The sequence below is a fragment of the Arthrobacter sp. N199823 genome (assembly GCF_002929705.1).
In the GTDB taxonomy this organism is placed as follows: Bacteria; Actinomycetota; Actinomycetes; order Actinomycetales; family Micrococcaceae; genus Specibacter.
Genome location: NZ_PJIN01000023.1, coordinates 1 through 11,780 on the forward strand (window position 1 = coordinate 1; position 11,780 = coordinate 11,780).

Below are 11,780 nucleotides of genomic sequence, written 5' to 3' on the forward strand. Positions count from 1 at the left end.
GTTCCTCGCAGACCCGACACGCGTCCCCGAGTGGGAACCTAGCATCGGTTCCGTCGAACACAGCGGACAGGAAACGACGGTAGGTGCGGTCTGGCAGGGTATCGCACCCACAAGTCACCCAGACGGGAAGCCGGTGAAGATAAAGCCCCAGTTTCGCCGCCACAGCATTGAACTCGTCGCAGCGCACCCACCGGAAAGGATTGTGTGGAGCTTCGCGCATCCCGACGTTGCCCGAAGCAGTTCGGTTCTGACGGAGTTCACCTTGGTGAACACAACCGGTGGTACCCAGGTCCGGATCACTAAGTCGTGGTCTCGACGCCATGGTTGGCGGAGTCTCGTCGCATTGCCGTTACGACCCATACAGAAATTCCTCGCGTGGATCACCCTGTTCCAGACTGGCAGCGCGATCAGCCGAGCATTTCGCTAACCCAGGGGCGAGAATCAACTGACCCACTTGGAGCCGCGGCGAACACCTAAACCGAGAAAAGTCGACACGGAGAGCTGCGACTCTTAGCCACACGTCATCGACTTCGTCTGTGTATCTTGCCCGCGACAGGAACCAGGTAGAGCACTAGTTTTGGCTACCGAATCAGAGTCGTCGTCCCGTTAGGGGTCTGTCCGGAATGACATTTTTGATCGTCCCGGAAGGGGGTCCACCACCGGGGCGTGTGCATACGCCTTCTGAAATTTTGGAATCCGCTAGTTTCCGCAGGCATTAGATTCCCGTATGACCCGCCCGAGAAAAAGCCCGGTGAAGGGGGCGTAAACGGTACACTCGAAAACCATGACTGGACTCCTGATTGGATATGCGCGCGTATCCACCACTGACCAAGACCTCACCGCCCAAAAAGACGCCTTGCTTGCTATGGGGGTGTCACCGGAGAAGACCTTCACCGACCAGGGCCTCACCGGCGCCAACAGGGCCCGTCCTGGGCTTGGGCAAGCACTGGCAGCCTGCCGGGGCGGGGATACACTCGTGGTGACCAAGCTCGACCGTCTGGCCCGGTCGCTGCGCGATGCAAAGGACATCGTTGATGAACTCACCCGTCGCGAGGTCAAGCTCAGTATCGGTGGTTCCGTCCATGACCCTACTGATCCTGTGGGTAGGCTCCTTTTCAATGTTCTGGCTATGGTTGCAGAGTTTGAGGCAGATCTGATCCGGGCACGAACTCGTGAGGGGATGGCTGTCGCCAAAGCAAAAGGACGTTTGCGAGGTAAGCAGCCCAAGCTGTCCAAAACACAAGAAGCACTCTTGGTTTCGATTCACCTAGCAGGAACGCATACGACGGCTGAAATTGCAGAGCTTTTCGGAGTTGCCCGTTCCACCGTCTACCGCGCCATTAAACGTGCCGGCGAGGCTGCGGGGTAGATCCACAGCATTCCATCGATCAGGCCGGAGTGACATAGGAACGTCCATAGCGTGAATTTATGTACCCGGTTATCACCGTCTTGAGGATGATGGGGAACCTATAGGCTTCCGTCATGACTTTAGAGCAATGGGAACGCTTCTCCGAGTGGCCGTTAATCTGTATTTCAGTCCTGTTCTTGGCAGCCTATTCTGTCCAAGTATTGGCATCGGAGTCCGTAGCCCAGATAGCGGGCTGGTTCATGATGACCACCTGGGTACTATTTTTGATTGACTATGGAATCTCCCTGTGGCTGGCGCCACAGCGTTTGAACTGGTTCTTCAGGCATATACATGAATTGGCGATTGTAGTGTTGCCAATGCTGCGCCCTTTACGGCTGTTGCGACTCGTAACTCTCATAGGGGTGCTCCAACGAGTCGCTGGAAACGCCCTGCGCGGACGTGTAGTCACCTATGTCATTGCCGCATCCGCGCTCTTGACCTATATCGGTGCCCTAGCAATGTACGAAGCCGAAAAAACTGCAGCAGAAGCGTCCATCAATTCCTTTGCAGACGCGGCATGGTGGGCCGTCGTCACGATCACAACAGTTGGATACGGTGATCTTTCCCCAGTCACCACCACAGGTCGTCTCGTCGCCGTCGGACTCATGATTGGTGGCATAGCACTGCTCGGAACTGTCACCGCGACTTTAGCGAGCTGGTTAGTTGATAAGGTCTCAGCCGAAGACGTCCAAACCCAGTCTCTGACAGTTGAGCATGTAGAACTGCTCCACGAAGAAATCAAAGCCCTGCGACGGGAAATAAGTAGTGCCACTGGTACCCAAAATTCAACGGTAGCCTCCAAGAGCGAAGTAGAGCATCCTAGTGCCATCGCGTCGCATGGAATAGCTAGCTGTTCGGCCGATTCAATGTGTCTCGAAACTAACGATTGATACAGCGATTCGCACTGAAAGTTTCGAGACATAGATATAAGAATCGTCGCCATGAACGAACTAGCGCGAGACGGCAAAAGGTGGAGCAGCACCGTCGCAGTGGATGCCACGTTGGTGAGACGTCTCCTATCCCTAGAGTTATGAAACACCAAGCGTGTCCAAGTTTGGGCATGCCAATTCGCGAACATCAAATGGGTGGGATTTAAGGAAACCAGAGGATTCAGGATTCCCATACAATTCTGGTGAGCTTAGTGAGCAGATTCTGAGTCGATCCAGCCGGAGGAGTGGCCGACTTTCGGGACAGCCGCGTGGGTCTATGTTGAGAACCAGTTGGGAGATGTCTTGGCCAGCGATGACTGCTTGGAAGAGTTGTCGGGCGAGGCTCGACCGAGATCTTTGCCAGATCCGTTCCGCAGACGAAGAGGCGCTTGTCACGGCTGCGAAAGACACGTTTTCAGTGTCGACCGCTATGAGGCGACTTGCCAAGCTTTTGACCGACACAGGTATGACCAATAACCGTGAGATTATGATCTCATGGCATCAGAAGGCATATTTTTCGCATACGCAGGCTACCCACCTCTCCGATCTGAGACTCTCCGGGCTGCCATCTCCGCTCTCAATGAGCGGGGGGTAAAAGCAAACGGCTGGGAGAGCCTGGCAATCGAAGGCCAGCTGCTCATTGCAACGATATGCGAAGGAATTGACGCGTCCTCGGCCGTCGTTGCGGATGTCAGCACGATGAACAGCAACGTGCTTTTTGAAGCAGGTTATGCCTTAAGTAGGAACAAGGTTCTCTGGTTGATCCTAGATGAGACAGACGAGAGCGCCCTGAGGGTTTGGAGTGATCTTGATCTTCTCTCTACCGTGGGCCGCTTTGGGTACAAGGGAAATTCGGAAGAGTTGACTGCTCGAATATTGACCCAAAGACCGGATCTGGAAGAGCCTAAACTCTTCGACACTTTGCTTGCTGGTGCCAGCGCCAAGGAACCCAGTGCCATCTTTGCCCCCGCACTTCCCATCAAAACCAACGCCGCAGCTTCTTTAAGTAAAATGCTAGAGCGGGATACAACGATTAAGGTCCTCGGATCGAGCGACGACTTAGGACTTGCGCCCCTACAGTTTTACGTCCGTGAGATCTATCGATCATCGGCAGCTATATTCCATCTACTTCCTCCAAACCGCGTACGCGCAAGCGAACACAATGCTAGGGCCAGCTTCTTAGCAGGCTTGGCGTACGGACTAGATCTGCCGCTACTTATGGTGGTTGAGAGCGGCTACACCGCACCACTTGATTTTAAGGATCTCCTGTTCGTATATCCAACCTCCGCCTCACTCCAGGAGCACGTACGCCGTTGGCTTGAGGATTTACCGAAACCTACGGGATCAAACAAACGCCTTGGACGGCTCGCTCTCGATATTGAGCTCCCCATTCGGTCTTTCGGGCAGTATGTCGCCGAGTATGAAGTCGAAGAACTCAACGACTACTTCATAGAGACAAGTGAGTTCAGGGCCATACTCGATGGCACAGCCAAGGTCTTTGTTGGACGCAAGGGCACCGGCAAGTCAGCCACCATGGCGCAGGCCGTTGTTGAACTCAAAAAGGACCGACGAAACCTGGTCGTTCCTATTAAACCGTCTTCCTACGAGCTCACAGGGCTAATGGAACTCCTAGCTGGACTAAAAACCACATCTTCGTCTGATTATCTGCTTTCAAACCTGTGGACATTTCTCATCTATACCGAAATTTCTATTCACGCTGTTAAGACTGCGCGTGAAAAACCCGCGGGGATACCCGAAGGTACGCCTACTCGCGCTCTAGAGTTAGAGCTCGAGAACCTGGATATCGATCTTGATGGCGATCTTTCCGACCGCTTAGAAGCAGTGGTTGCAAATCTCCGGACCAAGAATCCGGGCTCATCGGAAAATGAAAAAGAGACTATCGCAGACGGTATCAGGGTTCACGCGCTGAAGAACCTGAAAGCGGCACTTCGCGCGGCATTGCACGAATTTGGTAGAGTCGCCGTGCTCATCGACAACCTCGACAAAGCTTGGGAAGTCGGTACTGACTATAAGCTCATGTCCAAGTTTCTGCTCTCCCTGCTGACCACAAGCGGGAAGATGGAAAAGGAACTTGTCCAGAGCGACAGGAACAGCGCATCTGTCAGCTTGACGCTTAGCGTCTTCCTAAGGACAGACATCTTCGATGTTATGTCTTCGTTCGCTAGAGAGCCTGACAAGATCGGACAGCTTTCCGTACATTGGGATGACCAGGAGCTTTTGGCGCGCGTCCTCGAAGAACGATATGGTGCCAAAAAAATCAAAGGCAAAAATCACGTCAATGCCGCTCAAGTATGGAACGACGTCTTCGTGCCTGAGGTAAAGGGGACGCCAACCCGTGACTACATGTTATGGCGGACACTGCCTCGACCGAGAGATCTAATCTACTTCGCCAACGCTGCTCTAACCACAGCGATAAATAGAAAGCACCAATCGATACAAGAGGCCGACATTGTGCTCGCGGAGGCCCAGTACTCGAAGTTCGCTATTGAGGCGCTGGTGGTGGAAAGTGAGGCTGAGGGATTTGATCTGGAAGAGATCTTGTACGAGTTCGCTGGTATGGATTCGACTATGGACGAGACAGAACTACATGAGGCGTTGTCGGTCGTTCATGGCCCAGCTGAAGTAGTTCACGACCCGGATGAAGTTAAGTCCTGGCTAATAAAGACTTCCTTCCTTGGGATAGAGATTGCCGATGGAGACTTTGTTCACGTCGAAGGGGAAACAGCTGCGCGTCGAAAACTGAAACTAGCCCAGAGGCTTTCGAAACGGCTAGATAGACCCGTTAAGTTTCGTATCCATCCGGCTTTCAGACACTACCTCGACGTCCGAGACGATGACCTACATACGTCAGACATACGCGATATGACATTGGATTTGGACGCCGCAGGCACCGGAGGCTCCTAGTATCTCAGGAGATTTTCGCACGGGGCGACGTTAATATATCCACATGTTAGACCGCCCAGATCGATTGTTTCTGGAGGTCTCGGTAGTCTTGGCAAAACACCTATGGTACTTTTTCATACTCGGCACCGACCGGAACCTCATAAATGGTTTTTGGGATTAATTACGATAGAAATCTTCCGTTCAAGGTTTTACCAGCGGGCCCTACAATCGGTAGATTACTCGGCCACCCAGTCCGAGGAAATCGGCAAGACGTCACTCGAGGACATGTAGAAACATGTGAGTTCGCGTGGGGCTGTACAGATATCCTGAAATTACTCATGCAGGTGTCTCATAACCTAGATGCCTCATAACCCATGGCTTACAAGACGAAACAGACGGCAACCTAGTCCATATTCTCAGGCCCCGGGCATATCGGCGAGCTCTTACCGCCGGATACTGTTCCAATGTTCGTCGAGGGCCGGACAGCAGAAAGGTGTTTCTTATGCCAGTGAACGGTGTCTGGGAGATACCATCTCCCCAGCGAAGAAGCACCCTTCCTTGCATCACATCGAATGAGTGGCGCAGGGTTCACTGAAACTACAGCTTGGCTAGTTTCAGCTATTTTTTCTCTTCGAGTTTTAGTGCGATGCCGAGGGCGAAGAACGTTGGGGCCCAGTGCCCAATAAAGATTCCCCAGCGGTCGGACTGTGCTTTGGAATGGTCCTTTTTTGCGCGGCTCACCAACCACGAGCTGAGGGAAAGCGCGATGGATGCAAAGCCACCGGCGTAGGCGTACTCACTCTTGATACCTGCATTGTGCAACATCTCAATCATGGGAACTCTCTTCCTTTGAAGGATTACTAAGTCAATTCGACTCTGCCACAAGAGAACCCAAAATTGAAGAGCTGCAGGTGGCGCACACGCGGGGTCTGCTCAAGCAATAGAACCCGCCACTTAGCTGTACTTGACTACGTTCTATTGCTTTCTTGCCTGATCGGTCTATGTGTGGCTGCGCCAGTCAGGATAGGTGGCGTTTAGTTCTTCTAGTCTGGACGGTCGTAATGTTTTCTCGGCTCTTTTTTGGTGCTGGACGGGGAGCCAAACACCGAGGGTGTGTTCGTGCTCGGTTTCATAGTTTTTGTATCTGGGTAACTGGCCGGTGGCCGCGATGTAGTCCTTGAACTGTGTGAGCCGGGTGAGCCATTGTTGGTCGAGCTCCAGTTGCCGGCGGGAGGCGTCCCAGCCGGGAAGGCTGTCTAGAAGAACGCGTTTGGGTGTTGATAGTGTTCCTCGGTGGTGGGCCCGTCGTTGCTCGCTCAGCCAAGTGTGGAGGGATTTCTCGATCGGGTCGCCATCATGTTGGGGGAGTCGGCCATGTGTGACCAAGAAATTTTCGGTTTCCTTCATGTGCCGGCGCCAGGCAGTGGTGGGACTGTCGGGGTCCCTCGCGGCGAAGGCTGCTTCGTGTCTGGCACGCAGTCCGGGTTGGTACTGCTCGCGGACTTGGAGGTGCAGGTGAATGGTGTTGCGTTTTTGATCGCATCGGTCGGATATTTCACGCACCGTCAAACCGGCCTCGTACATCATGTCCCATTCCGGGTGTCGTGATACTTCCCAGCCCGCCATGTCGGCAACATTAGCCCACCGACTGCCCGAGATACCAGAACAACTGGCCTGTTCTGGTGCCCCTGAGTTCTTGTCCAGGATCTGTTCCGAAGGAATCCCAACGCACTCCGGCGCGGTAGCTGGCGTCCTAGATCTTGTTCTGTGGTCGAGAGGCTCACATACCCAATACCCTGCCTTGCCCCATACCGAAATTTAGGCCTGCACGCTGACAGGTGCAGGGACTTTTGGCACTAACTTTTGGGATGGCCACGTGGCGCGGAATCCTGTCATGTTTCGAATCGGCAGTGTCTCAATGGGGGAGTGTCCCAGTTCCTTGGGAGTGGGACACTCCCAAGGAACTGGTGACTGTCGGGTTCTGATAGTGCTCGCTACGGCACGTATCGAATGTGTGACAGTTAGAAACCTACGCTTTGTGACCCGGGTGCGAAGATTAGAACAACATTATGGGGTGGATCGCGGCTACCCACCATCGTTTTTAGGTGATGGGTAGCCCTGGTTCCGGGACATGGCCCTCAGGGGCTGTAGGGGAGTCTTTGGTGAAAACAATCGACGAGGCAGTCATGCAATTTGGACGGTCTTGCAAAGAAAAATTGGGACCGGGACAGGGAGAAGCCGCGTTAAGGGCCCCGCTGGAACGGCTCCTAAGGGATTGCGGAACGGTTATCGGTCGTAAGGTCGTTCCTTACGACGAGGTTAGTGAGCTAGATGGATCCGTTAGACCGGATTTTGCAATAAATGTAGACGGTTTGATCAGTGGCCATATTGAGCTAAAGGCGCCCGGTGTTTCTTTGGACCCAGCGAGCTATGGGAAATCTACCCACAATTACAAGCAGTGGCAGAAGCTCAAAGAGCTACCCAACCTCATTTACACCAACGGTATTGAGTGGCGGTTGTGGCGGAATGGGCAACCAATAGGTCAACCCGTGCACCTCATTGGTGGGGCGACTTTGCAGGCGGCAGGGGCCGCCCTGAAACCAGTACCCTCATTCCAGCAACTCCTATCCGATTTCCTTGCATGGCAGCCAGTTCGGATTAGGACGGTGGGTAAACTTGTTGAGTCCATAGCCCCGCTCACGCGGCTGCTGAAAGAGCAGATTCACGAGGGGCTGCAGGAAGAACGCCGGCGGGTGAAGGCTGGTGCGGACAAAGATGATCAGACTTTTCTTGGCTTGTTGTCTGACTGGAGGAGCACGCTTTTTCCGCTTGCGACGGACCCGGAGTTTGCAGACGGATTCGCGCAAACGATCACCTTTGCACTGCTGCTGGCACAAACAGAGGGCATTGATCTGAGGAGCAAGTCGCTTCATGAGATTGGCAAAGCTCTAGATGCTCATGAACACTCGCTTATGGGAAAATCCCTGCAAACCCTGACCAACCAGCTTGATGCAGCAACGCTTACGGCCATCCAGCTATTGGTTCGCATCATTTCTGTCATCGACTGGCAGAAAATTCGCAGTCTGGGAACCGACACCTACCTGCACCTGTACGAGCATTTTCTTTCCGAGTATGACGGCGATGCGCGACGCAGGACCGGCTCTTACTACACTCCCTATGAAGTGGTAGAGCAGATGGTCCGGCTCACGGAAGACGTGCTGGTAACGGTTTTGGGCAAGTCCCAGAAATTTAGGGATCCTTCGGTCAACATAATTGACCCTGCGGTCGGAACTGGAACGTTTCCGTTGTCCATTCTTTCGCGTACTGCTGAAGAGGCGGCTCTGGAACATGGTCCTGGGGCGGCTCCTGAAGCGCTCACAAGCCTTGCGGCTCGCCTGTTTGGCTTTGAAATCCAGTCTGGGCCCTACTCTGTTGCGGAACTTCGGGTTTCCGACGTCTTGAACAAGTACAAGGCGCGTCACCCGGACGGAGGGCTAAACCTTTTCATTACCAACACTCTTGACGATCCGGAAGCGAAACAGGCCTCGCTGAGTTCGGAGCTGCGTTTGATTGCCCGCCAAGGAATTAAAGCGAACAAGGTGAAGCGGGAGAAGAACGTCACCGTCGTTATAGGAAATCCGCCCTATAAGGAGAAGGCAAAAGGGCTAGGCTCCTGGGTAGAAAACGGCAACGGGCTCAAGTCATCATCATCCTTAATGGACGATTTCCGCAGCCCATCCTCGGGAGCCCATGGGAAGCACCTGAAAAACCTGTATGTGTACTTTTACCGATGGGCATTTTGGAAGGCATTCGAATCAACAGCGCTGGAGGGTATCAAAGAGGGCGACGCAGGAGTCGTTACCTTCATCACGGCGGCAGGTTATCTGCGCGGACCAGGATTCGACGAGATGAGAAGTTACATACGCAAGACCTGCAGTCACGGTTGGCTGATCGACCTAACTCCCGAAGGTAAAAGACCTCCCACGGAGACAGCGGTGTTTGCCATTGAAACACCAGTAGTCATTGGCATCTTCGTTCGTAAATCTGAGGCTGACCCGACGACTCCGGCTTCGATCAAGTTCACGTCTCTTTCGGGCACCCGTCAGATGAAATTCAAGAGCCTCAGTGAATTGGAGCTCGATGGTCCTGTGTGGCAGGACGTGCGATCGGACTGGACGGCCCCGTTCACTCCTGTGGCAGCGGACTGGGATTCACTTGTTGCCATCAAGGATCTCTTTCCCTGGTACTCATCGGGTATCCAGCTCAACCGAACATGGCCTATCGGAGCAACACGGCAAGTCCTCGAAGAGCGTTGGCGGGCTCTTTGTCATGAGGACTCGCTAGAGCTCAAGCGAGAGCTTTTTAAGGAGAATAGAAATACCAGCCTCACGGCCGTGCCTGCCCCCCTGAAAGGGGTTGAGACGAAGTTGGACACCAGCCTTAGCATGAAGGATGAGTTTGGCCTCCTAGAACCGCCAATTGAGCGGTTTCAATACAGGTCGTTCGACCGCCAGTGGGTAATTGCCGACTCGCGAGTGATAACTTGGCCGCGCCGTGATCTGTGGAACGCGCGTGTGACCGGCCAGGTTTTCATAATGGAAGCCAACTCTCACGTCATATCAACGGGACCTGGCCTAACCTTCAGTTCACTGGTACCTGAAACAGACGCGTTTCGAGCGAACGGGGCCAGCCGAGTTTCACCCCTTTTTAATCCAGATGGAAGCCCCAATTTGGCGGAGGGCTTTCTTGAGGCCATGGGCCAAGTGCTCGGGACCGTAGTGGGGGCAGCGGATACCATTTCCTACATTGCAGGCGTGGTCTCGCATACTGGGTTTACAAATCACTTTGCCAATGAGCTCGAAACACCGGGAATCCGTGTACCGTTCACGGCAGACAACGAGCTGTGGGACGAAGCCGTGCGCCTTGGAGAAGAAGTGATTTGGCTACACAGCTATGGCGAGCTTTTCCGCGACCGGTTTGGAGATAACCTCAGAATGGGATTTGACGGCGTTCTGCCGAGCTACCAGTCCGCTGTTGGCGAGATGCCCGAAACAAAATCTTACGATCCGGAGACCAAAATTCTTAAGATCGGGACGTCAGGGGCCTGGCACGATGTTGCACCCGAGGTTGCATCCTACGACGTGGGTGGTAGCAAAATTTTGGATCTTTGGTTCAAGTTTCGCCAGCGGAACCCCAAAGGTCGTAAGGGTTCTCCTCTGGATGAGATTAACCAGATTGTCTGGCCAGCGGAGTGGTCGCAGGAACTTACAGAACTCCTTATCGTCCTTACGCGCCTGAGGGTGTTGGAGACTAAGCAAGCTTCTCTACTTAAAAGAATCATGGACAGTTCAATCCTTACCAAAGACAGTAAAGAGCTCTCGAAGGTAAAATTCAGTGCGAGCAAACTCAAACCGAAGTACGCGAAGACAAGCACTGAGGGTCAACTGGATATTTTCCCTGGGCGTGAGAATTAGGTCTCCACTGTCCCGGGGCTCAGCCCTAGTGCGTAGTGAATGTGCACCAGGACCGAGCCCGGGATGGTGCCGGTCCCGGCCCTGCGTCCGGTGCAACGCACCCGCGCCGAGTAAGCAATCGACAGGAGTGCAGCCCGCATGACACCACTGGAACAAGCCCCGGCTGGCCGGGGGGAAGAGTGAGAATCGTGAAGGCTAGATTGTGGGATGCCCCGGCTTTGGCCTGGGTCGCAGCCCGGGCATTCGCCGCCGAACACGACCGAGAAGGTGTGCATCGCCGCGCCATGATCGGCTATCCGATGCACCTGATCTCCGTCCTTGTGCTGGTCGTGCAGGGGCAGTTGTGGCGGTGGGATCATAAGGCACTGATTGGCATCGGCCGGCCCGGCTGGCGCAGCTGCTTGGCCGGCGGCATCGCCGCAGTAATCTGTTGTGCCGGTTTCGTGGCTCTTCTGCTCTGGCTCCCTGTCGCCAGTATGGGGCAGTTGAAAGTCGTCTTGGTGGTGATGGCTGTTCTTCTGGTTTTTCTTTTGGTTGCCATGATTGCTGCCGTGGGGGAAATGAACGTGGCTCGATCCAGGGACAACGGTTCCGCTATCAAGGTTTGGAAGAAGTCTTTGCCGGGGTACAGCTTCTATAAGGTCTCTTACCTTGCCATGTACCCACAGACCTGGGAAGGATTCACTTTTGCCCGTGAGGCTATCGAGCAGGTAGTGCCTGCAGGTGAGGGGGTCTACACGGAGGCCCGCAGTAATAAGCACCGGGCGATCTACGCCCGTGCAGGTTTGCACCCACTATTAACCAAGAGTGGCAAGCCCACACTGGCCATGGGTGCCGTCGCGGACTAACCACCCGGAGCCATCGTCGCCCTGCTCATCGGCCCCGGCCGATGAGCAGGGCGACGAGCCCGGATGCCAGAGCCGTAGCGGCGGTGAACATGAGGAAAGAGGTACAAGTCTCTAGACAAAAGTCGTAATCGTAGTAGTATTACTACTACGATTACGACTAACAAAGAGGATCACCATGGCCGAGCAATCAGTGAAGAGCCGCGTCTATGCCGCAGCC

8 protein-coding genes are annotated in these 11,780 nt (G+C 54.2%); 5 read left to right on the top strand and 3 right to left on the bottom strand.

All coding sequences use genetic code 11. The features are described 5' to 3' along the window. Window positions 1-784 precede the first annotated feature (784 nt). From CXQ93_RS19865 to CXQ93_RS19875, 3 genes are all read left to right on the top strand, one after another. Entirely contained in the window at window positions 785-1,369 is a 585-nt protein-coding gene (locus tag CXQ93_RS19865) for a recombinase family protein (protein ID WP_104112137.1), read from the top strand. Between the two features lie 113 nt (window positions 1,370-1,482). Continuing rightward, the gene (locus CXQ93_RS19870; RefSeq protein WP_104112138.1) at window positions 1,483-2,298 is read left to right on the top strand and encodes a potassium channel family protein; all 816 of its coding nucleotides are present in this window, start codon (window positions 1,483-1,485) and stop codon (window positions 2,296-2,298) included. A 534-nt stretch (window positions 2,299-2,832) separates the two neighbouring features. Next, a complete protein-coding gene (locus CXQ93_RS19875; RefSeq protein WP_104112139.1) occupies window positions 2,833-5,262 on the top strand; it encodes a P-loop ATPase, Sll1717 family in 2,430 nt (809 codons plus the stop codon). A gap of 597 nt (window positions 5,263-5,859) precedes the next feature. Here CXQ93_RS19875 and CXQ93_RS19880 read toward each other — a convergent pair. Further along, a complete protein-coding gene (locus CXQ93_RS19880; RefSeq protein WP_104112140.1) occupies window positions 5,860-6,075 on the bottom strand; it encodes a hypothetical protein in 216 nt (71 codons plus the stop codon). 165 nt (window positions 6,076-6,240) lie between these two features. Then, window positions 6,241-6,867 (bottom strand): helicase associated domain-containing protein, encoded by a 627-nt coding sequence (locus tag CXQ93_RS19885; RefSeq protein ID WP_146073299.1) that lies wholly within the window; start codon window positions 6,865-6,867, stop codon window positions 6,241-6,243. A gap of 536 nt (window positions 6,868-7,403) precedes the next feature. Between CXQ93_RS19885 and CXQ93_RS19890 the strand changes: the two genes are divergently transcribed. Beyond that, entirely contained in the window at window positions 7,404-10,715 is a 3,312-nt protein-coding gene (locus tag CXQ93_RS19890; RefSeq protein ID WP_181036245.1) for a type ISP restriction/modification enzyme, read from the top strand. Here CXQ93_RS19890 and CXQ93_RS20810 read toward each other — a convergent pair. After that, the gene (locus CXQ93_RS20810) at window positions 10,712-10,855 is read right to left on the bottom strand and encodes a hypothetical protein (protein WP_181036247.1); all 144 of its coding nucleotides are present in this window, start codon (window positions 10,853-10,855) and stop codon (window positions 10,712-10,714) included. The genes CXQ93_RS19890 and CXQ93_RS20810 overlap by 4 nt on opposite strands. Before the next feature lie 48 nt (window positions 10,856-10,903). On the opposite strand from CXQ93_RS20810, the gene CXQ93_RS19895 reads away from it, so the two are divergent. Beyond that, window positions 10,904-11,563: a hypothetical protein gene (locus CXQ93_RS19895; protein WP_104112143.1), complete on the top strand. Its 660-nt coding sequence runs from the start codon at window positions 10,904-10,906 to the stop codon at window positions 11,561-11,563. Window positions 11,564-11,780: the final 217 nt, after the last annotated feature.

Coding starts and splice junctions, on each gene's coding strand:
- CXQ93_RS19865 (WP_104112137.1), top strand. CDS start 785: ATGACTGGACTCCTGATTGGATATGCGCGCGTATCCACCACTGACCAA.
- CXQ93_RS19870 (WP_104112138.1), top strand. CDS start 1,483: ATGACTTTAGAGCAATGGGAACGCTTCTCCGAGTGGCCGTTAATCTGT.
- CXQ93_RS19875 (WP_104112139.1), top strand. CDS start 2,833: ATGGCATCAGAAGGCATATTTTTCGCATACGCAGGCTACCCACCTCTC.
- CXQ93_RS19880 (WP_104112140.1), bottom strand. CDS start 6,075: ATGATTGAGATGTTGCACAATGCAGGTATCAAGAGTGAGTACGCCTAC.
- CXQ93_RS19885 (WP_146073299.1), bottom strand. CDS start 6,867: ATGGCGGGCTGGGAAGTATCACGACACCCGGAATGGGACATGATGTAC.
- CXQ93_RS20810 (WP_181036247.1), bottom strand. CDS start 10,855: ATGCGGGCTGCACTCCTGTCGATTGCTTACTCGGCGCGGGTGCGTTGC.